Genomic DNA, 26,601 nt, shown 5'->3' on the forward strand with positions numbered 1-26,601 from the left:
AAGCGTCGAATCAGCCGTTGATACGGCCGGCAAAGGGCGTGGACGCCTCGGCGGCGCCTCGGCGTGCCATGCGACCGGCCAAAAAGGCGTCGCGGCCGGCCTCGACGGCAAGCTTCATGGCGCGGGCCATGCGCAGCGGCTCGCGGGCGTGGGCGATGGCGGAGTTGAGCAGCACGCCGTCGCAGCCAAGCTCCATGGCGATCGCCGCCTCGGAGGCGGTACCGATGCCGGCGTCTACCAGCACCGGTACGCTCGACTGTTCGACGATCAGGCGAACGTTGTAAGGGTTCTGGATGCCGTGGCCAGAGCCGATCAAGGACCCCAGCGGCATGATCGCGCAGCAGCCGATCGCCTCGAGCTCGCGGGCAACGATCGGGTCATCGCTGGTGTAAACCATGACGTCGAAGCCGTCGTCGATCAGCGTTCTGGCAGCGGCGAGCGTTTCCACCACGTTGGGGTAGAGCGTGGTGTCGTCACCGAGCACTTCAAGCTTGACCAGGTTGTGGCCGTCGAGCAGCTCGCGAGCGAGGCGGCAGGTGCGTACCGCGTCTTTCGCCGTGTAACAGCCGGCAGTGTTGGGCAAAAGCGTATAGCGGCTGGGCGGAATCACGTCCAACAGGTTCGGCGCATCGGCGTTTTGACCCAGGTTGGTACGGCGTACGGCGAAGGTGACGATCTCGGCGCCGCTTTCGGCGACGGCCTGGCCGGTTTCCGCCATGTCCTTGTACTTGCCGGTACCGACCAGAAGGCGCGAGCCAAACGTGCGCCCGGCGACGGTAAACGGCGTATCGTGGTGTGTAGTCATGGGTAATCCTTGAGCGCGAAAAAGAGCTAGCCGCCGCCGATGGCGTGGACGACTTCGATCTGATCGCCTTCGTTGAGCGCGGTGGCGTCGAGCTGGCTTTTGGGTACGATCTGCTCGTTGATCTCGACGGCGATGCGCCGCCCGGTCAAGCCCAGCTGAGCGATCAGATCCGCCGCCGTCTGCCCTTGATTAATGGCGTAAGGTTCGCCGTTGAGCCTAAGCTCTATGGGTGCATTAGGGGTAGACATGAACGATGAGTATCCCTTGATAAGCCAAATATCCCCTATTGTAGCGGTTTAGCGCCGTGCAAGGTATGTCACCTGTGATATGAAAGGGGTCGAACCGACAACGGTAAGGAGCGTTACGTGCAGCAAGCCGATAAAGCATGGTGGTGTTGGGTCGCAGTCTCCGGTGCGCTGATGGTGGCGCTCGGCGCTTACGCCGCCCACGGGCTGGCCGCGCGGGCCGGCAGCGACATGGTCAGCGCCGTGGAAACCGGCGTGCGCTACCAGGCCTGGCATACGCTGGCGATGCTGGCGGTGCTGGTGTGGCGCGCCCAGCGCCCGCGTGCGGGCCAGCGGCTGGTGCTCACGCTCTGGCTGCTGGGCACGCTCGGTTTTTGCGGCTCACTCTACGCCATGGCGCTTTTCGGCCTGAATGTGGGGGTCGTCACGCCCATTGGTGGAGTGGCGCTGATCGGCGGATGGCTGGCACTTTTGCTGGTGGTGGCGATCGCGCGGGATTAGCGCGCTTTTCAAATAACCCCAGGCCGGGCGGTACTTTGGCGCACGATCAGGCGGGTCTCCAGCACCTGTTGGCGCTCGACCGGCTCATCACGAATGAGCCCAAGCAGCAGCTGCATCGCCTTTTGCCCGATGTCGGGGCGCGGCTGGCTGATGGTGGTGAGCTCCGGGTCGCAGTACTCGCTCAGACGAATGTTGTCGAAGCCGACAATCGACAGATCTTTCGGTATCGCAAGACCGAGTTGGCGCGCCGCCTTGAGCACGCCGATGGCCATTTCATCGCTGTGGCAGAAAATCGCCGTGGGCCGGTGCCTGGACGGGGTCAGCAGTTCAAGGCCCTGGGCATAGCCCGAGTGGACGCCAAAATCTCCGGCCTGGGTGCGCGCCGTGTTCAATAGGTCGTGGGCGGTTAGCGTATCGCGGTAGCCACGTTCGCGCTCGAGGCAGATCGGATTGTTAGCGGGCCCGCTGATCGTCGCGATGTAGCGATGGCCCAGCGAAATCAGGTAGTCGATCGCCTGACAGGCGGCCCGGTAGTTATCCACCGTGACGGTGGGCAGGTCGATATCGCTGAAAAATTCGCAGGCCATGACCAGCGGAAAGCGCGCCTGGCGGCAGGCGTTTTCCACCAGTGTTCGAGGCACGTCAGCGGTGAGCAACAGCACGCCGTCGGCCTGGTTGGCGGGGAGCAGATCGAAGTAGGCCTCGGCGCGGCCAGGGTCGCGCTCGCAGTCGCCGATCAGAATCTGATACCCGGCCTGATGGGCGACCTCTTCGATGCCGTTGATGATCTCGGAGAAAAAGGGATTCGAGATATCCGGCAGCAGCGCGACGATGGTTTTGGACTCCCGGCGGCGCAGGCTGCGCGCGGCGCCGTTGGGCGTATAGCCCACCTGAGCGATCGCGCGGGCAACACGGGCGCGCGTCGCCTCGCTGACCTTTTCCGGGGTGGCCAGCGCTCGCGACACCGTAGCGGTGGAGCAGCCGGCCACACTTGCGACTTCCTTGATCGTACTCATGGCAGGTATCTGGATAAAGGGGCGGTAGCTTAACGCAGCTGGGCGCCTGGCGGTAACGTCTGCTGTCACCTGGCCGCGCCTTTGCCCTTCAGCGCGCAAGCGCGAGCGTGTGTCACTGTAAACGATTGCACAAAAGCGCCAAGTGAGACAGCCGTTTTCAGGATGAAGACGAGCTGAAAACGGCTTTTTCCTTTTTAAAGCTCATACTTTGGTCGCTATGGCGTTTCGGTTTTTACTCGATTATTTGTTACTAATCATAAAGTTATAAATTAATTTCGCCATTCAACGAACAATGGTCTGACTTGACCGGTAAAAAGGCCTTTGCTGCAATGTAATCCATTACATCGAGTCGTCACATCGGACGTTTATAACGACAATAAGTCAGGAAGCCGCATGAAAACGATCAAGGGCCCCGCCCTCTTTTTGGCGCAGTACGTCAGCGACGAGCCGCCCTTCAATACGCTGGACGGTATCGCGGGCTGGGCGGCCTCCATGGGATTCAAGGCGGTGCAGGTTCCGAGTTGGGACACGCGGCTGATCGATCTTGCAAAAGCCGCCGGCGATCTCGGCTACTGTAACGAGATCAAGGCGACGCTAGCGCGTCACGGTCTGCACATCAGCGAGCTCTCCTGTCATCTGCAGGGCCAGCTGGTGGCGGTACATCCGGTGTACGACACGCTGTTTGACGGCTTCGCGCCTAAAGCGCTGCACGGTGACCCGGACGCTCGCCAGGCCTGGGCGGTAGAGCAGCTCAAGCTGGCCGCTCGCGCCAGCGCCAATCTTGGGCTCGACGCCGTCGGCACGTTTTCCGGCGCGCTCCTGTGGCCGTTTCTTTACCCCTGGCCGCAGCGCCCGCCGGGACTGGTCGAAGAGGGGTTTGATGAACTCGCCCGGCGCTGGCGTCCGATTCTCGATGTTTTCGATACCGAAGGGGTGGATCTTTGCTTCGAGATTCATCCGGGCGAAGATCTGCACGACGGCGCCACCTTCGAGCGCTTTCTCGAGGCCGTCGATCATCATCCGCGCTGCCATATTCTCTACGATCCTTCGCACCTTTTGCTTCAGCAGCTCGACTACCTCGCCTTTCTGGATCGCTACCACGCGCGCATTCGCATGTTTCACGTCAAGGATGCCGAGTTTAATGCGACGGCAAGCCAGGGTGTGTACGGCGGCTACACCTCCTGGGTCGAGCGCGCCGGGCGTTTTCGCTCGCTGGGTGACGGCCAGGTCGACTTCAAGGGCATTTTCACGAGGCTCGCCCAGTACGATTTCGAGGGCTGGGCGGTGATCGAGTGGGAGTGCGCGCTCAAGCATCCGGAGCAGGGGGCGCTGGAAGGGGCGCGGTTTGTGGCCGAACACATCATTCTCGTCACCGATCGGGCATTCGACGACTTCGCCGATGCCAAAACCGATCAAGGCGCCAACCGCGCGCTGCTCGGCCTCGGCGCCGTCCAGGCCGATAACGCTTGCGCCCGCCATGAGTGATTCAATGCCAGGACGTTTGCGCGTGGCCATGATGGGCGGCGGTCCAGGGGCGTTCATCGGCGCGGTGCACCGCTCGGCGCTGCGTCTGGACAATCGTTTCGAACTGCTCGCCGGCGTGTTTTCGTCGAACCATGAGCGCAACCGGCAAAGCGCCCGAGAACTTTATATCGAGCCGGCGCGCTGTTACGCCGACGTGGCCGCGCTGATTGCGGGTGAGGCGGCCAGAGAGGATGGGATCGAGGCGCTCATCATCGTGACGCCCAATCATCTGCACTTCGACGCTGCGATGGCGGGCCTCGAGGCGGGGCTTCACGTGATATGTGAAAAGCCCATGACCATGACCGCCACCGAGGCTGTGGCGTTGAAAAAGGCGGCCTCGCAAAGCGCGGGGCACTTTCTGCTGACCCACACCTATGCGGGCTATCCGATGATACAGCACGCCCGCGAGCTGGTGGCGCGCGGCGAGTTGGGCGCGCTGCGTCACGTGCAGGTGGAGTACGTGCAGGAGTGGCTGAGCGAGGCCCAGGGGGAGGAGAACCGCCAGGCGAGCTGGCGAACGGACCCGGTAAAGGCCGGCGCGGCCGGGTGTCTGGGCGATATCGGCGTTCACGCCTTTCAGCTGGCGCAGTTCGTCAGCGGTCTGAAAGTAGCGGATGTAAGCGCCTCGCTCACCACCGCCGTGGCTGGGCGCGCGCTCGACGACAGCGTGCAGGCGCTGCTGCGCTTTGAGTCCGGCATCAGCGGCATGCTCTGGGCCAGCCAGTGCGCCCCGGGTTTCGAGAACGAGCTGAGCATTCGCATCATAGGCGAGAAGGCGAGCCTTGCCTGGGCCCAGGAGAGTCCCAACGAACTCTGGCTCAAGCCACTCAACGCCCCAGGCCAACGCCTGACCCGCCGCGATGATGCGGTAAGCGAGCAGGTGGCGCGCAGCGTTCGCCTTCCCGGCGGCCATCCGGAGGGCTATATCGAAAGCTTCGCCAATCTCTACCAGCGCTTCGCCGACGGCATACAGGCAGGCGCCCCGCCGGAGTGGCTTCCGGGTATCGAGGACGGCGTCGACGGTATGCGCTTCATCGAGGCGACGATCGCCTCCAGTCAAAAGGATGGCGTGTGGACTGCGCTTGGCGGGGGTGAGAGCGATGGCTGAGCCGCTTTTGCGCCTTGAGGGAATCGGTAAGTCTTTCGGGCCCGTGACGGTGCTCGACGATATCAACCTCGACATTGCCCAGGGCGAAGTGCTGGGTATTCTGGGCGAGAACGGGGCCGGCAAGTCGACGCTACTGAAGATCATCAGCGGCATTTACACGCCAAGCGTGGGGCGTATTCACATGGGCGGAAACGCGTTCGACGCGCTGGATCCCATCAGTGCCCGGAAGCTGGGCGTGGCAATGATTCCCCAGGAGTTCAATCTGGTGGCCACGCTCAAGGTGTACGAGAACGTGTTTCTGGGTCAGGAGCTTCGCCGCGGCGGTTTTCTGGACCACACCCGTATGCGCGCGCAAACGCGCGCGCTGCTCGACTCGCTCGAAGTACACCTGGACCCGAACCAGACCATCGAGCGTTTGAGCGTGGCGCAAAAGCAGATGGTCGAAGTAGCCCGGGTGCTCGTCAACGACGCGCGGGTGGTGATCCTTGACGAGCCCACCACAGTGCTCACGAGCCACGAAACCGCGGTGCTGTTTCGCGTGGTGAAGGCGCTGGTCGACAAGGGTGTGACGGTGCTGTTCATCTCCCACAAGCTGCGCGAAGTAAAGGCCCTTTGCGACCGCCTCTTGATTCTGCGAGATGGCCGTCAGGTCGAGCACTGCGCCGTGGCGTCCATGAACGAAGAGGATATGGCGCGCAAGATGGTGGGCCGCGAGCTGGCGCAAATCTTTCCCGATAAACCGACCGGCGACATCCCCCACCAGGCGCCGGCGCTGGCCGTGCGCGGGCTCTGTGTGGAGGGCGTACTGCACGATATCGATTTCGAGGTGCACCGGGGCGAAATACTGGGCCTGGCCGGGCTGGTCGGCGCCGGGCGCACCGAAATCGCCGAGACGATCATGGGGCTTCGCCGTAAAAGCGCAGGCGAGCTTCTCATCGATGGCGAGCCGGTCACGCTCAAATCCCCCCGCGACGCCCACGCCCGCGGGCTTGCCTATCTTTCCGAGGATCGCCAGGGCAAGGGCCTGCAGCTCTCCTTTAACGTGATGCAAAACGTGACCGACCTGAGCCTGGCGCGCTACGTACGCGGGTTGATTCGCCACGGCCAGGAGCGCAAGCGCGCCGAGGAGTATCAGGCACGGCTGTCGATCAAGGCGGCTCACTTGGCCGCCCCGGTAGGGCTTTTGAGCGGCGGCAACCAGCAGAAGGTGTATTTTGCCAAGCTGCTCGATATCGAGCCGGATATTTTACTGCTCGACGAGCCCACTCGCGGTATCGATATCAGTGCCAAACAGCAGATCTATCGCCTGATTCGCGAGCTCACCGCCCAGGGCAAGGCGGTGGTCGTGATCTCCTCCGAGCTCGAGGAGATCATTGGACTGGCCGACCGGGCGCTGGTGATTCGCCAGGGACGTGTGGCGGCCACGCTGGAAGGCGACGACATCAACGAGGAGCGCATCATGCTCTACGCCGCCGGCGCCTGGGAGGCGGACACCGAGCGCCGGGCAGATAACGCATTATCACAAGGAGTGCGCCCATGAATCCGCTACCCCAACGCACCACGCCGCTGGCCCAGCGGTTTCGGCGCCTTCCCTGGAACGCCGCGATTCTGGCGCCTTTGGTGGCGCTGATCGTTCTGTTCGTGGTCTCGTCCTTTGCCAGCGAGTACTTTCTCAATACGCGCAACCTCTCCAACGTGCTGCGCCAGGTCTCTTATACCGGGATCATCGCCATCGGCATGACCTTCGTCATCATTGCCGGCGGTATCGACCTTTCCGTGGGCTCGATGGTGGCGCTGGTCGGGGTGGCGGTACTTTACGTACTCAATACCATCACCGACCCGCTACAGGCGGTGATTCTCGCCATGCTCGCCGCAGTGGTGGGTGGCGCGCTATTGGGGCTGTTCAACGGGCTTCTGGTGACGCGCGGGCGCATCGCCGCCTTCGTGGTGACGCTGGCCACCATGTCGATCTTTCGCTCGCTGGCGCTTTACTTCACCGACGCCGCTGAGGTCACCACGCGCAACCCGCTGTTCTCGGAGGTGGGCGGCGGCTTCGTACTCGGGATACCGATTCCGGTATGGACGTTTTTCCTGCTGGCGATGGTCTCGCACGTGCTGCTGTTTCATACCGCGTTTGGTCGCCACGTGTGCGCTGTAGGCGCCAACGCGCAGGTTGCGCGCTATTCGGGCATTCGCGTCGAGCGGATGGTGCTCTCGACGTTTTTGATCGCCGGGGTGTGCGTCGGGCTCTCTGCCATCATGCTGACCTCGCGGCTCAATTCGGTGAGCCCGAGCGACGCGGGCTATTTCTACGAGCTCGATGCGATCGCCGCGGTGGTGATCGGCGGCACTGCGCTTTCCGGCGGGCGGGGCACCGTGTGGGGCACGGTGATCGGTGCTTTGATTCTCGGCATCATCAACAACATGCTGAATCTCACCGGCGTTTCGCCCTACCTTCAGGGGTTGGTGAAAGGCGCGGTGATCCTGCTGGCGGTGCTTCTACAGTACAAGCGCGCGCCCTAGATCAGACCCGGCTTGAGCCGGTTTATAACGGGCAAGGCGGCGCCTTGCTCACTTCGCATGCAGACGGGGTTATAACAATGAAACTGACACGCGTACTACAAAAGACAGCGCTGGCAACGGCTTTGATGGGAACCGCGCTCAGCGCCAGCGCTCAGGAGTACCACATCGGGGTGACCGTGCCCGCCGCCGAGCATGGCTGGACCGCCGGGCTTTCGTGGTGGGCCCAGCAGGCCACCGAAGAGCTTGCCGAAAAGCATCCGGACGTGAGCTTCACCGTGCTGTCCGCCAACTCCGGTACGGCCCAGGTCGCCAACGTCGAGGATTTGATGATCCGCAACCTGGATGCGCTGGTGATCCTGCCCTACAACCCGGCCACGCTGCAGGCGGTGATTAGCGAGGCGTACGAGGAGGGGATCTACACGGTGGTAGTCGACCGTGAGCTTGAAACGCCGGCGCAGAACGTCTTTATCGCCGGTGACAACCCGGGCCTTGGTGAGCAGGCCGCGCGCTATATTGCCGAAGAGCTTGGCGGCGAGGGCAATCTTTTGGTGCTCGAAGGCCCGCCGATTCCCATCAATAGCCAGCGCGTCGATGCCTTCAACCAGGTCATGGAGAACTACCCGGGCATCAATATTCTGGCCTCACAAAATACCGACTGGAACGCTCAGCAGGCGCTCAGCGTGACCGAGGATCTGTTGGGCAGCAACCCGGAGGTCGATGCCATCTGGGCCGGTGACGACGATGTGCTGGTCGCCGCGCTTCAAGCCATCGAAGAGAACAGCCGCGACGATATCCAGCTCGTGGTAGGCGGCGGCGGCTCGCAGCGAGTGATCGAGATGATTCGCGACGACCATCCAATGGTCAAGGGCACCGTGACCTACCCGCCGAGCATGATTGCCTCGGCGATCGCGCTGGCCGTGCACGGCGTGAAGGGTGAGCGTTTGGGCGATATGTACCATGGCGTGCCGTCGCGCATGATTCTCGCCGCGGACTTGATCACCGCCGACAACGTCGAGGAGTATCTTGAACCCGACGCCGCCTATTGATTCGCGATAATGGTTGGTCGTCGCCCCGTTCGCCTTCGCGGATGGGGCGTACGCGTCATGAGCGAGACAAATCCGCCGGGCAGTCGATGTCCATTGCAATGCCGGCATCATCGACCGGCAATACCCGATGATGCGCCGCGTTGGCCTGTAGCACGGCTCTCGCGCCCTCGCCGCCGGCAAGCCGGGCCAGCGCCGGCCAGAAGTCGCGACCGAACAGTACCGGGTGGCCCGATCTCTCGTTGAGGCTGGGGGAGACGATGATATTCGGCGCACTCATGTCCATCAGCGCGGTAAAGGTGCCGCGCTGGATATAGGGCATATCGCCGAGCAGCACGGCAGCGGCCTGGATGTCCGACACGGAAGGATCCTCGAGCAGCGCCCCGAACGCCTCGCCGATACTCGCCCCCAGGCCGTGACGGGCGCTTTTCACGCGAATCAGCGCGCACTCCTCGATGCCGGTGGGCGCATCCTCCTCGCGCACCACGACCCTAAGGCTTGAAAACGTGCCCCGAGCGTTGGCCAGGCTTGCGATCAGCAGCGAGCGGCCGTCACCGAGCACCGCGTCGCGTTTGTCCGCCGCGCCAAAGCGGCGCGAGTAACCCGCCGCCATCATCAGCGCCATGATCTTGTCTCGCTGCACGTTTCAGCGCTCCACGGTGATGAGTCGGTTCGAACGCCTCTATTTGACCTTGATGAGAGGCGGCATTACAAGCGAAGCGAGCTATTGCGATAACCCTGGCCACGTCGTTTCTACGTGTATCGATACCAAACAACGCAATGCATAACAGTCTTGCCTAACGCAAAACAATCATCGACGGCGGTTTTTATACCGATGAGAGCAATTCGGCGACGCTGAGTTGCACCTGCCGGGTGAGTTCCGCCTCATCCAGCCCCTTCAACTGGCCTTTTTCAATCACGGGACGCCCATTGATGAAGCTATACCAAACCGCTGCCGGTTCGGCACATAGCAGGGGAGCCATCAACGGTGAGTGAATACCAGCAAAGCGTGGTCGTGCGATATCGTAAATCACGATATCCGCTGCCTGGCCTACTTTGATTTCGCCGATGTCTTTCAACCCCAGAACCTCTGCGCCGCCTTTGCTACCCCACTCCAGCATCTGCTCAAGCGTCGTGGCTTCGGGCCCGCATACCGCTCGGTGCAAAAGCCAAGCTAAGTTGAGTTCTTGCAACATGGAGCCGGATTCAGAAGATGCCGAGCCATCGACACCAAGGCTTATAGGAACGCCCGCTTTCGCCATTTGAGGCACTGGCGCAATACCGCTGCCCAGACGACAATTGGAGGTTGGGCAGTGTGCGATGCCGCTTCCCGTATCGGCGAGTCGCTCGATGACATGAGCGTTGCTATGCACCAGATGGGCAAACCAAACGTCGCTACCAAGCCATCCCCTCTCGGCGGCGTAATCGATGGCGGGCATGCCATATTTTTCGAGTGACTGGTGCTCATCGAAGGCGACTTCCAGAAGGTGGGAGTGACGCCGCAAGCCATTGCATTTTGCATACTGAGCCAGTATTTCCAGCGTATCAGGGCGGCTCGAATGTATCAGACTGGTTGGCGCGACCACCAGCCGTCGCATGGCATCCTGTTGAGGCTGATGGTAGCGCTTACGGCTATGATCCAAGCGATCCACTACCTGCTGCAACGTCTCCGGTAGGATATTGTGACGGGCCATGCCCTTATGTGTGCCTGCCTCCGTAGCGAAACCGCGACACAACACCAGACGTATACCCAGCTCGTCAGCCGCTTGCCATACCGCATCCTCGAGCTCTGGCGTGGTGTCGTGATGATAGAGGTAGTGATGGTCTGCGCAGGTCGTCACGCCCGAACGCAGCATCTCGTAGAGCCCGAGCCTTGCGGCATGATACATCTGAGTCGGCGTTATTTTAGGCCAAAAGCGGTACGGCACCGAGCCAAGCCATTCTCCCAGACCTTGATTGAGCCCGGCCGGTACTCCTTTGAGAATGGACTGCGCCAAATGGTGATGGGTATTAACCAGACCAGGCCATACTACGCAGCCGTTGGCGTTGATAATGTGTTCATCTTGCTGGACCGGTAGGTCAGTACCGAGTTCGACGATTCGATTGTCGCGAATTCGAATATCGGTGGCGGCTGGAAAAGAGGAAGAGAAAATCGCCGCGGCCCGGCGAATGAGGTAGCTCATGGTAACTCCATGTATCGATATTCTGGAGCAATGACCCGGGATAACCCTGACCGCTTCTACTCCTGTTGAGGGTCGCTTGGAACGTGGTTGACTGCCATGGTGCAAACGATTTGAAGCTTGCAATTATCGCTCCAACCGTTGTCCAGGGCCTTTCACCCCCCTGTAAATTCAAACCCTTGGTAAAACAGGTCGATATATAAAAAACCCTGGGGCAGCCGCCATGGGGCAGCTATCTATAGCGTGGTGCACCAAAGGTTGGCCGAGTGTCCATTACCTTGCACCAGCCAAGCGCGATTTATCTCCAAACAGTTGGCGCGATAATTCATTTATTATATTAAGCGCATGATATTCAATAGTTAATTTTGTTAAAGGCACACCTTGTGCTTTGGCATGTACACATGGCGATTTTTTGCCATCGTGTCCTGGTAGAAGCTGTCAGGGTCTTGTGGCCCAGGTCATTGCTAGGCACGCCAAGCGGTCCTCGTTTCAAAACGAGCCGGGGCGTGCATGGCTTAAAAAACCATGTTTTCCCCACTATCTGGCTCCTTGCTGTGACCGATCCGATGACGTGGGAGAAAAAGTGATGACGCTACCTGTAATGCATTCCTCCATTCACAAGACAAAAGCCACTGCCATCACGCTTGCCGCGCTTTTGATGAGCGGCACTATTCATGCCGCCGATCGTGTGACTTTTCAACTCGATTGGCTTCCTGGCGGTGACAAGGCGCCGGTATACGTAGGATTGGCCCAAGGCTTTTTTGAAGAAAGGGATCTCGACGTCCACATTTCTCAGGGGCGAGGTTCGACCGATGCCATCACAAAGCTGGCAACGGGTCAGGCAGACATAGGGCTTTCCGATATAACCGCCTTGATGATTGCTCACGCCGAAGGCGATGTACCGGTCAAGGGGGTTTATTCGGTATTCAGTCAGCCGCCCCACGCTTTTTATGTACTGAAAGATTCAGATATAGAGCAGGTAAGTGACGTGGCCGATAAGCGTATCGCTACCTCGCCCTTTACTTCTTCCAATCTCTTTTTACCGCTCTTGCTCGAAATGAACGGTGTCGATGAGCAAAGCGTCAACCTGATTCAGAGTGATCCCGGCACGCTTAGCCCCATGCTGCTGAACGGACGAACGGACGTTGTCATTAGTTGGATCACTGACCAGGAACGCTACGCCGATAACGCCCGTTCGATAGGGCAATCGCTGCGCGTTATACCCTGGCACGAAGCCGGACTTGAGGCTTACGCGACGACCTTGATTGCCAGCGAACGGTTTTTGGATGAGCGTCCAGACGTTGCCAAACGCTTCGTCGAGGCCTATGAGCAGGCGATCGAATACACCTGGGCCAACCCCGAACAAGCGGCGGTAGCGGTCAACGACGTCGTACCTGAGGTCGAGATCGATATGGCCGCTCGGACGATCGAGGCGATTCGCTCGTTGGTCTTCAACGATTTCAGCGCAGCCAATGGGTTGGGCACTTTTGAGCCCGGTCGCTTGGCATCTACCTGGCAGTGGACCGCTAACGCTCAGGAAATGGACCCCGAAGTCCTCGACCCTGAAAGCATCGTCGACCGTCGTTTTCTTCCCGGGAGTTCGCGATGAAAGCCGCGGTTGAGTTTTTGAATGTAAGCCACGCCTATCGGGCCCGGCGCAAGCCGTCGGTTGAAGCGCTTAGCGATATATCGCTTCAACTTGCGCACCACGAGTTCGTGGCAGTCGTTGGGCCATCGGGGTGTGGTAAATCAACGCTCTTGCGTCTGCTCAGTGGACTAACCCAGCCAACGCAGGGAGAGGTCTATCGATTCGGCCAAAAAGTGACGCAACCGGATGGCGACGTGGGTATCGTCTTTCAAAAGCCAACGCTTTTACCATGGCTCGATATCGTCGAGAACGTTGTTTTCCCCTTGCGTCATCAAGGCAAAACCGTAGGGCGACGCGACCGACAGAACGCTTGCGAGCTTCTGCAAACCGTTGGATTGGGAGATTTTTTGAACCGCCGCCCCGATGATCTTTCCGGCGGCATGCAGCAGCGGGTGGGGATTGCGCGAGCGCTTCTTTTGGACCCGGACATACTGATCATGGACGAGCCTTTTTCGGCACTGGATGCGCTAAGTCGTGAGCAAATGGGATTTGAGCTTTTACAAATATGGAGTGCTCGACCCAAAACGGTACTGTTTATCACCCACTCAATCAGCGAAGCGGTGTTGCTGGCAGACCGAGTGCTGGTAATGAGCCCGCGTCCGGCCTCGATCGTGGATGAAATCACTATCGATCTGCCGCGCCCACGGACCCCTTCGACGATAGAGTTGCCGGCATTCAATACCTATACCCAGCGAATCCGGCGGCATATTTTCGGTCAGGAGAGCGCAGCCAAAACTGCCTTTAACGATCCTGAGCCTGAAAGCGCACGACCGTCCGCGACTCGACCGCTTGAGCATCAAACCTCGTGAGGAAGCACTCCATGAAAGACGCGAATTATATTCACGATCTGGTACATCAAAAACTGCTTCCTCTACTGGCTTTTTTAGGAGTGATCGTACTTTGGGAGCTTGGCTGTAGGCTATTCAGCGTGCCTGACTATGTCTTCCCTGCTCCCAGCCAGATTTTCGATGCCTTTCTGGGCGTGGATGGCCAGCGCTGGCTAGGCCATCTTTGGGCCACATTGAGAGTCGCGCTGTCGGGTTTTGCGCTTTCGGTACTTATTAGCATCCCCATGGCGATCCTGATGGTGCGCTCGGTTTTTCTAAAGCGTACGTTGCTGCCTTTTTTGATCGTGGTTCAGTCCACGCCTATCGTGGCTGTAGCCCCTCTGATCATTGTCATACTCGGTGCAGGCGAAGCGCCTCGTACCGTGATTGCCTGCCTGATTTCGTTTTTCCCCATTGTGGTGGCAACCACGTCGGGGCTGCTTTCGACACCCAGGGAGATGCTGGAGCTTTCGAACTCTCTTAACGCCTCGCCCGTGCGCCAGATCTGGCAGGTACGGCTTCCGTACGCCGTGCCGCATATTTTTAGCGGCCTCAAGGTGGCGATTACGCTTGCGATTATTGGCGCTGTCATCGCCGAATTCGTGGCGGCGGAACAGGGGCTGGGTTACTTCGTCCAGTTCTCGACCTCTTATTTTCGTATTCCCCAGGCTTTTGCGGCGTTGTTCTTCCTCTCGGTCGTCAGCCTGCTGCTTTTCAAGGCGGTTCAGTGGGTACAACAAACCTTTTTCGCCTGGAGCCTGCCCGCCGATAGCGAACGCTAAAGGGGGCGGCTTCAGTTTTCGGAGTAGAAGCGGCAGGCGATGTTACGTCGCCCGGCATTGCTCCAATGACCGGCAAGCTCGATATGCCATGACGTTGGAGAAGCACCATGACTCTATCTTTACGTAATTCTGCGACCGAGCAGACTCAAAATACGCTTGAGGAACTCGATTTCGAGCGCACGATTGGCGGACTGGGCAGTGAAACCGACCGGAAAATCCCACTCATCGATCTTGGCGACTTCGAAACTCGGCGTGATGAGATAAGTCGAGAGCTTTGGCAGGCCGCCAGCGAAGTGGGGTTTTTTCAGCTGGTCAATCACGGCCTCGAAACCGAAGAGATCCGACAGGCTTTTCGCCTCTCCGAACGTTTTTTTCAGTTGCCGGAACAAGAAAAGAATCGCTACGCGTTAAAGAAGGGACAAAACGCGGGCTGGGAGTTCAAGTCGCAGGTACGACCCTCCACGCAAACCGCGGACCAAAAGGAATCCTTTCAAGTGACATTGCCGCGCATGGAGGGCTTGTGGCCCGATCAGGTGACGCTGGCAGAGTTCCAGCGCATTATTCTCGATTTCGAGTATAAGGCTTGGCGGCTTGGTATGCAGGTACTCTCCTGCTTTGCTGAAAAGCTGGATTTTCCAAGGGATTTTTTCGCACTCGCGCACGACCGTGCCTCCGAGGAGTATCAAAGCACGCTTCGGCTTTTGCACTATCTTCCGCTTTCGAAGGAGGCACTTCAGGATGCGTCACTGTGGCGTGCTGGAGCCCACACCGATTTTGACTGCCTGACAATGGTTTTTCAGCGCGAAGGGCAAGGGGGCTTGCAAGTATGCCCAGGCCAGGATGCCAATAAGGATGGAAACGGACCTGCCTGGACCAACGTCGAGCCACGTGATGACATCATTACCTGCAATATCGGCGATATGCTGATGCGGTGGAGCGATGATCAACTGAAATCCACGCTGCATCGTGTACGCATGCCAACGCCCGAGGAAGCGGGGCAACCGCGCTACAGCATGGCATTTTTCTGTCAAGCGAATAAGAGCGTGACGATTCAGGGGCCCAATGGAAAGTACCCGCCCATCACCGCTCACGATTACCTGCAGCAGAGAATCGCCGCTAACTTCAGCGCCGAGAAAAAAAGCGACTAACCGTTTTTAACCTTGAACTGGCGATAGTTGCCTGGCTGCAAAAGCGCACGCGAATGAGCGGCCTCTGACGCTACGCATGTTACATATCCCGGCACTCTCCTGTGCCGGGTTTTCTCACCGCCGCTGTATGACCCCGCTGGCTCAAAGCGCATCCATCGTTTTCCCATGCTGCACGCGCACGATATCCGCCATCACCGCCAGCGCGATCTCGGCAGGCGTCTTGCTGCCAAGTGCTAACCCAATGGGCATGTGGATACGGGCGATCTGCGCGTCGCTCAAACCGCCGGAGCGCGCCAAACGCTCGGCGCGGGCGTTGGAGGTGCGCTGTGAGCCCATCACGCCGATATAAAACGCTTGGGTGCGCACCGCTTCCATCATCGCCAGGTCGTCGATGCGCGGGTCGTGGGTGAGTGCCACCACCGCGGTAGCGACGTGGCAGGTCTGGCTCGAGATATAGGTCGAGGGCAGGGTGGTTCTGACCTCGGCGCCGGGCACGTTGAACGCTTGGCAGGCGGCCTCATTCGGGTCGCAGACGATCACCTCGAAACCCAGCGTGACGGCAAAGGACGCGCAGGGCGCCGTAATCGTTGAAATCCCTGCGATCACTAGCCGGTGCGCCGGCGAGACGCGCAGGTGGATGACGTCATCCTCGATTTCGACCCGCGGCCCGACCGGCGGGGCTGGGTGAAACGCGTACTCACCGCGTTGAGTATCGACCCGGCGAATTAGCGGCTCGTGGCCCTGGAGCGCCTCCCGGAGCCTGACCAGGTGTGCGCGGGTGTCCGGCGTCGGCGCCAAGCGCTCGATGAGCACGTCCAGCGCCCCGCCGCAGGGCAGCGCCACGTTGGGCACGGCGTTTTCGCCGTCGCCGTAGCGGGTCAGGGTGATCGGGGCATCAAAAGCGCCGCGGCCCAGGCGTTCGAGAAAATCCTCCTCCACGCAGCCGCCGGAGAGCGAGCCTGCGTGCTCGCCGCGCCCGTTCGCACAAAGCCAGGACCCCGGCGCCCGGGGGGAGGAGCCGAAGGTGTCGAGCACCGTGCAGAGCCATATCGTCTCGCCTTCATCGCACCACGCAAGCGCTTGCTCGATGACCTTCAGATCCAGATGTTGCATGAAAGGATGCGTTCCTCGTGAAGCGGCGCCGGGCCGCGCGGGTGGGAGTCGTTAGGGTCTGTCTGAAAAGTCGGTGAGCGAAGACAAGACAAGGCAAAAATTGGCGAAGAAACGGAGTTTACGGTGTGTAAATGAGTATTCTGAGCCAATTTTTAACGCCGTATTGTCGAGCGCAAGCACTTTTCAGACAGAGCCTAGTGTAGCGTAGACCAGTCAACGAGCCTTGATGTGGGTTATCGGATGCGTTGGGCCGAGCGCGCCGATTGTGACTATGCTTAACCGGTCATGACCGTGACTCGGCATCGGAACATAATTAAAGGCAATGAAAAATGACCTCTACGACGACGTTCGAGAAGCCACGCGCGAGCGCTCAAACGCGCTCAAACGTTGCTTTGACCATCAACGGCCAGCGCCACGAGCTAACGCTTGATAATCGCACCACGCTGCTGGACGCCCTGCGCGAGCATTTGAATCTCACCGGCTCCAAGAAAGGCTGCGATCACGGCCAGTGCGGCGCGTGTACGGTGAACATCAACGGCGAGCGGGTGAACGCCTGCCTGACACTGGCCGTCATGCACGAAGGTGACGAGATCACCACCATCGAAGGCGTCGGCGACGTCGAGCATCTGGACCCGATGCAGCAGGCGTTCATCGATAATGACGCCTTCCAGTGTGGCTACTGCACGCCGGGCCAGATCTGCTCGGCGAAAGCGACGCTCGAGGAAATTCGCGCGGGTATCCCGAGCCACGTCACCGATGACCTGGCGGGACCCATCGAGATCACCGACGACGAAATTCGCGAGCGCATGTCCGGTAATCTTTGCCGCTGCGGCGCCTACGCCAACATTCTCAAGGCCATTCAACAGGTTGCCAAGGAGCGCGCATGAAAGCCTTTTCCTTTGAGCGCATCGACGATGCCGCCCAGGCGGCGGCGCGCGCCTTCGAGGTGCCGGGCAGCAAATTCATCGCCGGCGGCACCAACCTGCTGGATCTGATGAAGCACGAAATCGAAGTGCCGCCGCACCTGATCGATATCACCCACGCGGGACTCGATGCCATCACCGCCACCGACGACGGCGGGCTCAAGATCGGCGCGATGGTCAGCAACACCGCGCTCGGGGCAGACGAGCGCATCAAGCGCGACTATCCGGTGCTCAGCCGCGCGCTCTTCGCCGGCGCCTCCAGCCAGCTGCGTAACAAGGCCTCGACCGGCGGCAACCTTCTGCAGCGTACTCGCTGCCCGTACTTTTTCGACCCAAAAATGCCCTGCAACAAGCGCGAGCCGGGCGCCGGCTGCGCCGCCCTCGACGAGGGCGCCGACACCCGCCAGCTCGGCATCATCGGCACCTCGGAATCCTGCATCGCTACGCACCCCTCGGATATGGCGGTGGCGCTTCGTGTGCTCGACGCCGAGGTGGAAACCATCGACCCCGAGGGCCAGACTCGGCGGCTGAGTCTCGACGAGTTCTATCAGCTTCCCGGCGACACGCCGGAGGTGGAAAACGCGCTCACGCCCGGCGAGATCATCACCGGCGTGGTGCTGCCTGCCCCGGTCGGCGGCAAGCAGCGCTACTTCAAGGTGCGCGACCGCGCGTCTTATGCCTTTGCGCTGGTGTCGGTGGCGCTGATCGAGCAGGAAAACGGCGAAGGGCGTGTGGCGCTGGGCGGGGTGGCGCCCAAACCCTGGCGGCGCGAGAACGCCGATGCCGAGCTTGCCAACGGCGCCAAAGCCGTCATGGAGAAGCTGCTGGAAGGTGCCCGCCCAACCGAAGACAACGCCTACAAATTGACGCTTGCCGGACGCACGCTGGCGGCTCTGCTGGCCAAGGAGTGATGTATGGATTTTAACCAGTCAGTCGACGAGAACCTGTTCGACCGTGCGCGCATCATCGGCAAGCCCCACGCCCGCATCGACGGCGCGCTGAAGGTCACCGGCACCGCGCCCTACGCCTACGAGCGCAATGACGTGGTAGAGAATCACCTGGTGGGCTATCCGCTGGGCGCGAGCATCGCCAAGGGGCGCATTACCCGCATGGACGCCACGGCGGCGCGCAACGCCGACGGCGTGGCGGCGGTAATCACCGCGCTCGACATCGACGAGCTGCCCCGCCCGGCCAGCAACGACGCCAAGCTTTTTGGCGGCGATATCGTCGAGCACTACCACCAGGCGATCGCCGTGGTGGTCGCCGATACCCTTGAGCAGGCCCGCGCGGCGACGTCGCTCATCGAGGTGGAGTACGAACAGACCCCGGGCACCTTCGATCTGGACGATGCCTGGAAGCGGCTTCAGGATCGCGACGTGATTTCAGAAGTGGGTGACGTGGACGCCGCGTTCGAGCGCGCCGAGGTCACGATGGATGAGACCTACCACACCGCTTCTCAAAGCCACGCGATGATGGAGCCTCACGCGACCATCGCCGACTGGTCTGAGGGCAAGCACCTGACGCTCTGGACCTCGAACCAGATGATCGAGTGGTCCCGCCAGGGGCTTTCGAAGATTTTCGGCATCGACGCCGACACCATCCGCCTGGAGAGCCCGTTTGTCGGCGGCGGCTTCGGCGGCAAGCTCTGGGTGCGCGCCGACGCGGTGCTGGCCGCGCTCGCCTCCCGTGAGACCAAACGCCCGGTGAAGGTCGCGCTGCCGCGCCCGTTCATTTTCAACAACGCCACCCACCGCTCCGGCACCGTCCAGCGCCTGCGCATCGCCGCGAACAAGGACGGCCACATTACCGCCTTCGATCACTCGGCGATCTCCCACACCCTGCCGGGCGGCGCCGGCGAGGACGCGGTGAACCAGACGCGCTGCTTCTACGCTGGCGAAAGCCGCCGCACCGCGCACCACGCTATCGACATGAACCTGCCGGAATCCGCCGACATGCGCGCGCCCGGTGAGGCCTCGGGGCTGGCAGTACTGGAAATTGCCATGGACGAGATGGCCGAGAAGCTCGGCATGGACCCGGTCGAGTTTCGCATCCTCAACGACACCCAGGTCAACCCGGAAGAGCCGCACAAGCGCTATAGCGACCGCCACTTCGTCGAGTGCCTGCAAAAAGGCGCCGAAGTGTTCGGCTGGGGCGAGCGCAACAAGACGCCGGGAAGCAAGCGCGAAGGGCAGTGGCTGATCGGCCAGGGCGTGGCCGGCGCCTACCGCGGCGCGATCACCATGGACTCCGGCGCCCGGGTGCGCGTGAGCGAGGGCAAGCTGGTCGTCGAGACCGACATGACCGATATCGGCACCGGCTCCTACACCATTCTCGCCCAAACCGTGGCGGAAACCATGGGCGTCACGATGGACGAAGTAGACGTACGTTTGGGTAACAGCGCTTACCCGGTGTCGTCCGGCTCCGGCGGCCAGTTCGGCGCGGCAAGCTCGACGGCGGGCGTCTACGCGGCGTGTTTGGCGCTGCAAAAAGAGATCGGCAAGCGCTTGAACGTCGAGTCACCGCGCTTCGAGAACGGGCGCGTGCTGGCAGGCGACCAGGACGTTGGGCTTTTCGAGATCGAAGGCGAAGAGCTCATCGGCGAGGACACGCTGCACTTCGGCGACTTCCAGGATGAGATGGAGCTGGGCACCTTCGGCGCGCACTTCGTCGAGGTGGCGGTGCATGTCTACACCGGCGAAACGCGCCTTCGCCGCATGCTCTCGGTCTGTGACGCCGGGCGCATTCTCAACCCGACCACCGCGCGCAGTCAGGTGCTCGGCGGCATGACCATGTCGATTGGGGCCGCGCTCTCGGAAAGCCTCAATATCGACACGACGCGAGGCTTTTTCACCAACCACGATCTGGCGGGCTACGAGATTGCGGTGCACGCGGATATCCCGGAGCAGGAGGTGATCTTCCTCGATACGCTGGACGGCGCCGCGACGCCGCTCAAGGCCAAGGGGGTAGGCGAGCTCGGCATCTGCGGCGGCGCGGCGGCGGTGGCGAACGCCATGTACAACGCCACCGGCATCCGCCTGCGCGACTACCCGCTGACGCTGGATCGCATGCTCGACCGGCTGCCCGCGATCTAATCCTTGATCGGCAGGGCATAGCTTGCGACGACGTGCGCCACCGGGCGCGCGTCGTCGCTGGTTGAAAATACCTGCACTTCCCCTACGCCCATGCGCCGGCCGAGCTTGATCAGCCGGGCGTGGGCAATGATGTCGTGCTCGCCGGAGGCGGCGCGCAGAAAGTGGCAGTTCAGGTCGCTGGTCACCGCCATTGGCTCCGGGCCGATCTGACCCAGAATCGCCACGTACAGCGCCACGTCGGCAAAGCCCATCATCGTCGGCCCGCTCACCCGAGGGCCGGGGCGCAGATGCTCGTGGCCAATCGTCAGGCGCATCGTCGCGCGCATCTCGCCGACGCTCTCCACCCGGCCCATGCGCTGGGGAAATACCTCGTCCAGAAACTGCTCGATCTCGTCGACGGTCATGGCGGTCATTGTTGTTGTCTCCGTGTTCGGTGAAGGATGGGTGCAACGATGCCACAAAAAAGCCCCGGGCACTTGCCCGGGGCTCTCATCGCTCGTTCCATTGAAGGCGCGATTTACTTCGCTTTATGCACCTGGCGCCACTCGTGCAAAAGCGGCTCGGTGTAGCCCGACGGCTGCTCGCGGCCCTTGAAGATCAGATCCGACGCTGCCTTGAAGGCCGTGGAGTCCTCGAAGTTGGCGCTCATCGCGGTGTAGTTCGCATCATGGGCGTTCTGCTCGTCGACCACCTTCGCCATGCGCTCCAGGGTCTCTTTCACCCGGGCTTCGTCGACGATGCCGTGGTGCAGCCAGTTGGCGATATGCTGGCTGGAGATGCGCAGCGTCGCGCGGTCTTCCATCAGGCCAACGTCGTGAATGTCCGGCACCTTGGAGCAGCCTACGCCGTGTTCGACCCAGCGCACCACGTAACCGAGGATGCCCTGGCAGTTGTTGTCGAGCTCCTGCTGGATCTCCTCATCGGACCAGTGGGCGTTCTCGGCGACCGGCACGGTGAGCAGATCATCCAGCAGATCGGCTTCGCCGGCGCTTTGCATCTCGCGCTGAACGTCGGCGACCTTCACCTGGTGGTAGTGCAGCGCGTGCAGCGTGGCCGCAGTGGGCGAGGGCACCCAGGCGGTGTTGGCACCGGCTTTCGGATGGCCGATTTTTTGCTCGAGCATGGCGTGCATCAGATCCGGCATGGCCCACATACCCTTGCCGATCTGGGCGCGGCCGCGCAGGCCACACGCCAGGCCCACCTGTACGTTGTTCTTCTCGTACGCGGTGATCCACTTGGCGGCTTTCATGTCGCCCTTGCGTACCATCGGACCCGCTTCCATGGCGGTGTGCATTTCGTCGCCGGTGCGGTCGAGGAAGCCGGTATTGATGAACACCACGCGCGAGGTCGCCTCATTGATGCACGCTTTCAGGTTGACCGTCGTGCGTCGCTCTTCGTCCATGATGCCCATTTTCAGGGTGTCGCGGCTCATGCCGAGGATGTCTTCCACGCGCGAGAAGAGTTCGTTGGCAAACGTCACCTCTTTCGGGCCGTGCATCTTCGGCTTGACGATGTAAACGGAGCCGGCGCGCGAGTTGCGCGGCTGGTCGGCGTCCTTTTTCAAGTCATACAGCGCGATCAGCGAGGTCATCACGGCGTCGAGAATGCCTTCCGGCAATTCATTGCCGTTCTCGTCGAGAATCGCCGGTGTGGTCATCAAATGGCCCACGTTACGTACGAACATCAGCGAACGGCCGGGCACGGTCACGTTGCCGCCCTCGGTGGTTTTCCAGGTACGGTCGGCGTTGAGCTTGCGCGTGGTGGTCTTGCCACCTTTCTCGATCTTCTCTTCCAGATCGCCGCGCATCAGGCCCAGCCAGTTGCCGTAGACGCCGACCTTGTCCTCGGCGTCCACCGCGGCCACGGAGTCTTCGCAGTCCATGATGGTGGTCAGCGCCGCCTCGACAACGACGTCCTTCACGCCCGCCGGGTCCGTCTTGCCGATGGCATCGTTGGCGTCGATCTGGATTTCGAGGTGCAAGTCGTTGTTCGAGAGCAGAATCGAGCTCGGCGCGCTTTCGTCGCCGTCAAAGCCGATCAGTTTGCCCGGATCTTGCAGGCCGGTTTCACGGCCGCCGGCCAGGCGCACCACCAAGTGGCCGTCGCGCAGCGTATAGCTCTGCGCATCGGCATGGGAGCCGGTGGCCAGGGGCGCTGCGCGGTCCAGCACGCCGCGGGCGTAGGCCACGACTTTCTCGCCGCGTTTGGGGTTGAAGCTCGTGCCTTTCTCGGCGCCGCCTTCTTCGGAGATGACGTCGGTGCCGTAGAGCGCGTCATAAAGGCTGCCCCAGCGGGCGTTGGCGGCGTTGAGCGCGTAGCGGGCGTTGCTGACCGGCACCACCAGTTGGGGCCCCGCCTGAACGGCGACTTCACGGTCGACGTTGGCCGTTGTAACGTTGACCGTCGACGGCGCGTCGACCAGGTAGCCCTGCTCTTTTAGGAAGCGCTGGTAGGCAGCCATGTCGGTCACCGCACCCGGGTGCTCCTTGTGCCAGCCGTCGAGCGCTTTTTGTAGCGTTTCACGCTCTTCCAGCAGGCGCTGGTTTTTCGGGGTAAGATCATGAAACAGGGCATCGACGCCGGACCAGAAAGCGTCTTCATCGACACCGGTCCCCGGTAGCGCCTGTTCGGTGATGAAGCGGTCCAGTTCAGCCGCCACCTGTAGGCGGTGACGCGTAATACGCTCGCTCATGGGTCTCTCCTCTGAAAGTGCCCGTGGGGATGAAAGATGGCCACGGCCAGTATCGATATGATGTCAGGACAATAATTCAAGAACGCAATAGTTCCAGAACGATAATGTCAGGGTAATGATCTCAAGACAGTTATTTATGGAAAATAGTTCCATAAACGCTTTGGCCTGTAAACAGCGTAGACGCGAAAGCGCAGTCATGCTCGACTAAATGATAATAAAGCGCGCAACGGTCATGGCGGCATCATGATCGCTCAGGGAGAGACGCCATGCATGAGTTCGATCATCTGTCAGCGGTGTTTCGCCAGGCACCCAGCGCCCCGGCGCTTCACTATTTGGCCCCCGGCTCACCGCTGACCCGCGCGGTCCAGGACTATTTTCATCACTACCGGCTCAGCGAGCTTTTCGAAAGTACGCCGTCGGTCTACGCCGGGTTCATCGATACCGGCCGCTTCAATCTCTGGTGTCAGGTGTGGAGCCCCATGGCGCCCCGGGGCACAGTCTTTGTGGTGCACGGCTATTTCGATCATCTCGGGCTTTATCGTCATCTGCTCGAAAGCCTGCTGGAGAACGGCTGGCTGGTGGTGCTATGGGATCTGCCCGGCCACGGGCTTTCCAGCGGCCCGCGAGCAGAGATCGACGAGTTCGAGGACTACCAGCACTGTTTCAGCCACGTCAAACACACCCTGGAGGCGGCGGATTTGGCCCCGGCGCCGTGGATCGGCATCGGCCAGAGCACCGGCGCGGCGATTCTGGCGACCGACGCGCTGGAACACCGTGAGGCGGCACACTGGGCGGCCATCGTACTGCTGGCACCGCTGGTGCGCCCCTGGCGCTGGGGCCAGGCCAGCTGGGTGCACCTCATTGCCAGCCCCTTCGTCAAGGAGCTGCCGCGCAAGTACCGGCCAAACTCCACTGACGAAGCCTTCACCACCTTTTTGCGCGAGCACGACCCGCTGCAGCCCGAGCGCCTGAGCGTGGTCTGGGTGTCCGCCATGCGCCGCTGGATTCCCAGGGTGCTGGCTTTCGAGCCCCTCGCGTTGCCGACGCTGATTCTTCAGGGCGAGCAGGACACCACGGTGGACTGGGAGCGAAACCTCGCCATCCTGGCCGAGAAGCTGCCGCAGGCGTCGGTGTTTCGCCACCCCGAGGCGAAACACCACTTGGTGAACGAGTCCATCGCCATTCGCCAGGCACTGTTCGAGCGGCTCGAAGCGTTTCTCGATGACGTGGAGGCCGGGTCTGACGGCGGCGTCGACGATACCGCCGCGGCGTCCCGCGCGCTGACGCACTCGACGGGCTTGTAAGCCCAGGCGCCGCGCTCGGCTCTTCACGGCCAACACTTCATCCATCACTTCGTCGGGAGGCTGCGGGTGGCACAACGACCCTTTTCGTATCCACCGAGCGTGCTGGCCCGCCGGCCGGTCGCCGTCATCGCGCTAGCGCAGCTGCTGGGCACCTCGCTCTGGTTCAGCGCCAACAGCGCGTTTGAAGAACTGACCCGCGTCTGGAGCGTCAGCGCCGCCGAAATCGGCTGGCTGACCGGCGCGGTGCAGAGCGGCTTCATTCTCGGCACGCTTACGCTTGCATTGACCGGGCTTGCCGACCGCTTTCGCGCAAGCCACCTGTTCGTGGCCAGCGCTCTGCTGGGGGCGCTTTGCAACGCGCTATTCGCTTGGAGCGCTCAAGGGTTGACCGAGGCGCTACTCTGGCGCTTTCTGGTCGGGCTCAGCCTGGCCGGTATCTATCCCGTGGGCATGAAGCTGGTGGTCAGCTGGGCCCCGGAACGCACCGGCCAGGCGCTGGCCCAGCTGGTGGCGATGCTGACCCTGGGCACGGCCTTGCCCCACGGGCTCAAAGAGCTGGGCGCCGATCTTCCCTGGCAGGTCGTGATCAGCGCGTCATCCGTGCTGGCGCTGGCGGGCGCGGGGCTGATTTTCATGCTGGGTGACGGCGCGCATCTGCCGGCGCGCCAAACGGGTTCGAGCTCGCCGCTGCAAGTCAGCGAGGCGTTCAAGGCGCCCGGTTTTCGCGCGGCGGCCTGGGGGTATTTCGGCCACATGTGGGAGCTTTATGCCTTCTGGACGGTGGTGCCGCTGCTAGTGGCGAACTCGGTGCTGGCCAGTGACGCGTCCGGTATTGGCGTATCGGGCATGGCCTTTGGTGTGATCGGCGTCGGAGCGCTGGGGTGTCTTGTCGGCGGGGCACTGTCGCGTCGATTTGGAAGCGCCGCCGTGGCGCTCTCGGCGCTAGCGCTTTCTTGCCTCTGCGCCGTGCTGTTCGCGCTTTTCTGGCGCACGCTTTCTCCCCTGGGGCTCGGCCTTTTGCTGCTCGTCTGGGGCGCGGCGGTGGTGGCGGACTCGCCGCAGTTCTCGGCGCTGGCGGCCAAGGCCTGCCCGCCGGCGATCGTCGGGGCATCGCTTGCCATTTTGAACGCCATCGGCTTTGCCATCACCGTGGTCTCCATCGGCCTCGTCACCGCGCTGTTCGAGCGCGTGGGTCTGGATGCGGCTTGGCTGTTGGTACCGGGGCCGGTGGTGGGGCTGCTGGGCTACGGTTTGACGCGAAAACGCGCCCGCTGTTAGCGGCTTGAAAAGCCATGGGGCGCCCTAACGTCTACACTAGTAAATAGCACGCTCAATAGTTTCAGCGAGGTGAATGATGGCAACGACCACACGCGGTACCGCCCGGGTCTATCGCATGAACATGACCAAACACCGCTGCCCCTTCGGCGTGAAAACGGTGGATCTTTTGAAGCGCAAGGGATTCGAGGTGGAGGACCACTGGCTGACCTCCCGCGAGGAGATCGATGCCTTCAAGGCGCGAGAAAACGTCAAGACCACGCCCCAGACCTATATTGGGGATGAGCGCATCGGCGGCTATGAGGAGGTGCGCAAGCACCTTGGCCTTCGCGTGCGCGACCCCAACGCCACGACCTACCGCCCGGTACTGGCGATTTTTGCCGTGGCGCTGTTGATCGGCCTGGCGGTGAGCTGGGCCGCCACAGGTTCGCTTACGGCGCCTCGTATGCCGGAGTACGCCATCGCCACCGCCATGGTGCTGCTGGGCCTGCAAAAGCTTCAGGACGTACAAAGCTTTAGCACCATGTTCATCAACTACGACTTGCTCGCCCAGCGCTACGTGCCCTACGCCTATGCCTACCCCTTCATCGAAACCCTGGCCGGGCTTTTGATGTTGGCAGGCGCCTTGATCTGGCTCGCTGCACCGCTGGCGCTGCTCGCCGGCGGCGTGGGCGCGGTCTCGGTGTTCAAGGCAGTTTATATCGATAAACGCGAGCTCAAGTGCGCCTGCGTGGGCGGCGGCAAGAACGTGCCGCTGGGTTTCGTGTCGCTGACCGAGAATCTGGTGATGATCGGTATGGGGCTTTGGATGGGGCTGCGTCTGCTGGCAGGCTGAGTGTGCATCGTGCTTTA

24 protein-coding genes are annotated in these 26,601 nt (G+C 61.5%); 16 read left to right on the forward strand and 8 right to left on the reverse strand.

Annotated features, from left to right (window positions below; all coding sequences use genetic code 11):
- Positions 1-10: 10 nt before the first annotated feature.
- The gene (locus RN346_RS00790; protein WP_263585510.1) at positions 11-805 is read right to left on the reverse strand and encodes a thiazole synthase; all 795 of its coding nucleotides are present in this window, start codon (positions 803-805) and stop codon (positions 11-13) included.
- A gap of 26 nt (positions 806-831) precedes the next feature.
- Positions 832-1,053 (reverse strand): sulfur carrier protein ThiS, encoded by a 222-nt coding sequence (gene thiS, locus RN346_RS00795; RefSeq protein ID WP_252108149.1) that lies wholly within the window; start codon positions 1,051-1,053, stop codon positions 832-834.
- A 117-nt stretch (positions 1,054-1,170) separates the two neighbouring features.
- On the opposite strand from thiS, the gene RN346_RS00800 reads away from it, so the two are divergent.
- Complete coding sequence (locus RN346_RS00800; protein ID WP_311961836.1) at positions 1,171-1,551, forward strand: DUF423 domain-containing protein; 381 nt, start codon at positions 1,171-1,173, stop codon at positions 1,549-1,551.
- A gap of 8 nt (positions 1,552-1,559) precedes the next feature.
- Here RN346_RS00800 and RN346_RS00805 read toward each other — a convergent pair whose 3' ends face one another.
- Positions 1,560-2,567, reverse strand: coding sequence for a LacI family DNA-binding transcriptional regulator (locus tag RN346_RS00805; protein WP_311961837.1), 1,008 nt, complete (start codon positions 2,565-2,567; stop codon positions 1,560-1,562).
- A gap of 393 nt (positions 2,568-2,960) precedes the next feature.
- On the opposite strand from RN346_RS00805, the gene RN346_RS00810 reads away from it, so the two are divergent.
- From RN346_RS00810 to RN346_RS00830, 5 genes are all read left to right on the forward strand, one after another.
- Positions 2,961-4,052 carry a sugar phosphate isomerase/epimerase family protein gene (locus RN346_RS00810; RefSeq protein ID WP_311961838.1) on the forward strand — a complete coding sequence of 364 codons (1,092 nt, stop codon included), beginning with the start codon at positions 2,961-2,963 and terminating at the stop codon, positions 4,050-4,052.
- A gap of 4 nt (positions 4,053-4,056) precedes the next feature.
- Positions 4,057-5,199 carry a Gfo/Idh/MocA family oxidoreductase gene (locus tag RN346_RS00815; RefSeq protein WP_311961839.1) on the forward strand — a complete coding sequence of 381 codons (1,143 nt, stop codon included), beginning with the start codon at positions 4,057-4,059 and terminating at the stop codon, positions 5,197-5,199.
- Entirely contained in the window at positions 5,192-6,739 is a 1,548-nt protein-coding gene (locus RN346_RS00820; RefSeq protein ID WP_311961840.1) for a sugar ABC transporter ATP-binding protein, read from the forward strand. Before RN346_RS00815 ends, RN346_RS00820 begins: the two co-directional genes overlap by 8 nt.
- Positions 6,736-7,722: an ABC transporter permease gene (locus RN346_RS00825; RefSeq protein WP_263585504.1), complete on the forward strand. Its 987-nt coding sequence runs from the start codon at positions 6,736-6,738 to the stop codon at positions 7,720-7,722. Before RN346_RS00820 ends, RN346_RS00825 begins: the two co-directional genes overlap by 4 nt.
- A gap of 77 nt (positions 7,723-7,799) precedes the next feature.
- A complete protein-coding gene (locus tag RN346_RS00830) occupies positions 7,800-8,768 on the forward strand; it encodes a substrate-binding domain-containing protein (RefSeq protein WP_263585503.1) in 969 nt (322 codons plus the stop codon).
- 55 nt (positions 8,769-8,823) lie between these two features.
- Here RN346_RS00830 and RN346_RS00835 read toward each other — a convergent pair whose 3' ends face one another.
- Both RN346_RS00835 and RN346_RS00840 read right to left on the reverse strand, forming a co-directional pair.
- Positions 8,824-9,408: a nucleotidyltransferase family protein gene (locus RN346_RS00835; protein WP_311961841.1), complete on the reverse strand. Its 585-nt coding sequence runs from the start codon at positions 9,406-9,408 to the stop codon at positions 8,824-8,826.
- Between the two features lie 184 nt (positions 9,409-9,592).
- On the reverse strand, positions 9,593-10,948 hold the full coding sequence (locus RN346_RS00840) for an amidohydrolase family protein (protein ID WP_311961842.1): 1,356 nt from the start codon (positions 10,946-10,948) through the stop codon (positions 9,593-9,595).
- Between the two features lie 583 nt (positions 10,949-11,531).
- Between RN346_RS00840 and RN346_RS00845 the strand changes: the two genes are divergently transcribed.
- From RN346_RS00845 to RN346_RS00860, 4 genes are all read left to right on the forward strand, one after another.
- The gene (locus RN346_RS00845) at positions 11,532-12,554 is read left to right on the forward strand and encodes an ABC transporter substrate-binding protein (protein ID WP_311961843.1); all 1,023 of its coding nucleotides are present in this window, start codon (positions 11,532-11,534) and stop codon (positions 12,552-12,554) included.
- Positions 12,551-13,402: an ABC transporter ATP-binding protein gene (locus tag RN346_RS00850; protein ID WP_263585499.1), complete on the forward strand. Its 852-nt coding sequence runs from the start codon at positions 12,551-12,553 to the stop codon at positions 13,400-13,402. Before RN346_RS00845 ends, RN346_RS00850 begins: the two co-directional genes overlap by 4 nt.
- A gap of 11 nt (positions 13,403-13,413) precedes the next feature.
- Positions 13,414-14,202, forward strand: coding sequence for an ABC transporter permease (locus RN346_RS00855; RefSeq protein ID WP_311961844.1), 789 nt, complete (start codon positions 13,414-13,416; stop codon positions 14,200-14,202).
- Between the two features lie 107 nt (positions 14,203-14,309).
- On the forward strand, positions 14,310-15,350 hold the full coding sequence (locus RN346_RS00860; RefSeq protein WP_311961845.1) for a 2-oxoglutarate and iron-dependent oxygenase domain-containing protein: 1,041 nt from the start codon (positions 14,310-14,312) through the stop codon (positions 15,348-15,350).
- A gap of 141 nt (positions 15,351-15,491) precedes the next feature.
- On the opposite strand, the gene RN346_RS00865 is transcribed toward RN346_RS00860, so the two are convergent.
- The gene (locus RN346_RS00865) at positions 15,492-16,463 is read right to left on the reverse strand and encodes an XdhC family protein (RefSeq protein WP_311961846.1); all 972 of its coding nucleotides are present in this window, start codon (positions 16,461-16,463) and stop codon (positions 15,492-15,494) included.
- A gap of 329 nt (positions 16,464-16,792) precedes the next feature.
- Here RN346_RS00865 and RN346_RS00870 point away from each other — a divergent pair, with 329 nt between their 5' ends.
- From RN346_RS00870 to paoC, 3 genes are read left to right on the forward strand one after another with little or no spacing between them, the layout of a single operon-like run.
- Positions 16,793-17,350, forward strand: a complete 558-nt coding sequence (locus RN346_RS00870; protein WP_311961847.1) for a 2Fe-2S iron-sulfur cluster-binding protein — start codon at positions 16,793-16,795, stop codon at positions 17,348-17,350.
- Complete coding sequence (locus RN346_RS00875; RefSeq protein ID WP_311961848.1) at positions 17,347-18,297, forward strand: xanthine dehydrogenase family protein subunit M; 951 nt, start codon at positions 17,347-17,349, stop codon at positions 18,295-18,297. The genes RN346_RS00870 and RN346_RS00875 overlap by 4 nt, the downstream gene beginning before the upstream one ends.
- 3 nt (positions 18,298-18,300) lie before the next feature.
- A complete protein-coding gene (paoC, locus tag RN346_RS00880; RefSeq protein WP_311961849.1) occupies positions 18,301-20,478 on the forward strand; it encodes an aldehyde oxidoreductase molybdenum-binding subunit PaoC in 2,178 nt (725 codons plus the stop codon).
- On the opposite strand, the gene RN346_RS00885 is transcribed toward paoC, so the two are convergent.
- Positions 20,475-20,891 carry a PaaI family thioesterase gene (locus tag RN346_RS00885; protein ID WP_311961850.1) on the reverse strand — a complete coding sequence of 139 codons (417 nt, stop codon included), beginning with the start codon at positions 20,889-20,891 and terminating at the stop codon, positions 20,475-20,477. The two genes, paoC and RN346_RS00885, sit on opposite strands and share 4 nt — an antisense overlap.
- Positions 20,892-20,995: 104 nt before the next feature.
- Entirely contained in the window at positions 20,996-23,170 is a 2,175-nt protein-coding gene (locus tag RN346_RS00890) for a malate synthase G (protein ID WP_311961851.1), read from the reverse strand.
- Between the two features lie 266 nt (positions 23,171-23,436).
- Between RN346_RS00890 and RN346_RS00895 the strand changes: the two genes are divergently transcribed.
- The 3 genes from RN346_RS00895 to RN346_RS00905 all read left to right on the forward strand — a co-directional run bounded on the left by RN346_RS00895 (position 23,437) and on the right by RN346_RS00905 (position 26,584).
- Positions 23,437-24,474 carry an alpha/beta hydrolase gene (locus RN346_RS00895; RefSeq protein WP_311961852.1) on the forward strand — a complete coding sequence of 346 codons (1,038 nt, stop codon included), beginning with the start codon at positions 23,437-23,439 and terminating at the stop codon, positions 24,472-24,474.
- Positions 24,475-24,540: 66 nt separating this feature from the next.
- The gene (locus RN346_RS00900; protein WP_311961853.1) at positions 24,541-25,752 is read left to right on the forward strand and encodes an MFS transporter; all 1,212 of its coding nucleotides are present in this window, start codon (positions 24,541-24,543) and stop codon (positions 25,750-25,752) included.
- A 76-nt stretch (positions 25,753-25,828) separates the two neighbouring features.
- Positions 25,829-26,584 carry a glutaredoxin gene (locus tag RN346_RS00905; protein WP_263585488.1) on the forward strand — a complete coding sequence of 252 codons (756 nt, stop codon included), beginning with the start codon at positions 25,829-25,831 and terminating at the stop codon, positions 26,582-26,584.
- Positions 26,585-26,601: the final 17 nt, after the last annotated feature.

This window comes from Halomonas sp. PAMB 3232 (assembly GCF_031954225.1).
Lineage (GTDB): Bacteria > Pseudomonadota > Gammaproteobacteria > Pseudomonadales > Halomonadaceae > Vreelandella.

Bases quoted from the DNA above. Each gene is read 5' to 3' on its own strand.
- RN346_RS00790 (WP_263585510.1), bottom strand. From the start codon at position 805: ATGACTACACACCACGATACGCCGTTTACCGTCGCCGGGCGCACGTTT.
- thiS (WP_252108149.1), bottom strand. From the start codon at position 1,053: ATGTCTACCCCTAATGCACCCATAGAGCTTAGGCTCAACGGCGAACCT.
- RN346_RS00805 (WP_311961837.1), bottom strand. From the start codon at position 2,567: ATGAGTACGATCAAGGAAGTCGCAAGTGTGGCCGGCTGCTCCACCGCT.
- RN346_RS00810 (WP_311961838.1), top strand. From the start codon at position 2,961: ATGAAAACGATCAAGGGCCCCGCCCTCTTTTTGGCGCAGTACGTCAGC.
- RN346_RS00815 (WP_311961839.1), top strand. From the start codon at position 4,057: ATGCCAGGACGTTTGCGCGTGGCCATGATGGGCGGCGGTCCAGGGGCG.
- RN346_RS00820 (WP_311961840.1), top strand. From the start codon at position 5,192: ATGGCTGAGCCGCTTTTGCGCCTTGAGGGAATCGGTAAGTCTTTCGGG.
- RN346_RS00825 (WP_263585504.1), top strand. From the start codon at position 6,736: ATGAATCCGCTACCCCAACGCACCACGCCGCTGGCCCAGCGGTTTCGG.
- RN346_RS00830 (WP_263585503.1), top strand. From the start codon at position 7,800: ATGAAACTGACACGCGTACTACAAAAGACAGCGCTGGCAACGGCTTTG.
- RN346_RS00840 (WP_311961842.1), bottom strand. From the start codon at position 10,948: ATGAGCTACCTCATTCGCCGGGCCGCGGCGATTTTCTCTTCCTCTTTT.
- RN346_RS00845 (WP_311961843.1), top strand. From the start codon at position 11,532: ATGACGCTACCTGTAATGCATTCCTCCATTCACAAGACAAAAGCCACT.
- RN346_RS00850 (WP_263585499.1), top strand. From the start codon at position 12,551: ATGAAAGCCGCGGTTGAGTTTTTGAATGTAAGCCACGCCTATCGGGCC.
- RN346_RS00855 (WP_311961844.1), top strand. From the start codon at position 13,414: ATGAAAGACGCGAATTATATTCACGATCTGGTACATCAAAAACTGCTT.
- RN346_RS00860 (WP_311961845.1), top strand. From the start codon at position 14,310: ATGACTCTATCTTTACGTAATTCTGCGACCGAGCAGACTCAAAATACG.
- RN346_RS00865 (WP_311961846.1), bottom strand. From the start codon at position 16,463: ATGCAACATCTGGATCTGAAGGTCATCGAGCAAGCGCTTGCGTGGTGC.
- RN346_RS00870 (WP_311961847.1), top strand. From the start codon at position 16,793: ATGACCTCTACGACGACGTTCGAGAAGCCACGCGCGAGCGCTCAAACG.
- RN346_RS00875 (WP_311961848.1), top strand. From the start codon at position 17,347: ATGAAAGCCTTTTCCTTTGAGCGCATCGACGATGCCGCCCAGGCGGCG.
- paoC (WP_311961849.1), top strand. From the start codon at position 18,301: ATGGATTTTAACCAGTCAGTCGACGAGAACCTGTTCGACCGTGCGCGC.
- RN346_RS00885 (WP_311961850.1), bottom strand. From the start codon at position 20,891: ATGACCGCCATGACCGTCGACGAGATCGAGCAGTTTCTGGACGAGGTA.
- RN346_RS00890 (WP_311961851.1), bottom strand. From the start codon at position 23,170: ATGAGCGAGCGTATTACGCGTCACCGCCTACAGGTGGCGGCTGAACTG.
- RN346_RS00895 (WP_311961852.1), top strand. From the start codon at position 23,437: ATGCATGAGTTCGATCATCTGTCAGCGGTGTTTCGCCAGGCACCCAGC.
- RN346_RS00905 (WP_263585488.1), top strand. From the start codon at position 25,829: ATGGCAACGACCACACGCGGTACCGCCCGGGTCTATCGCATGAACATG.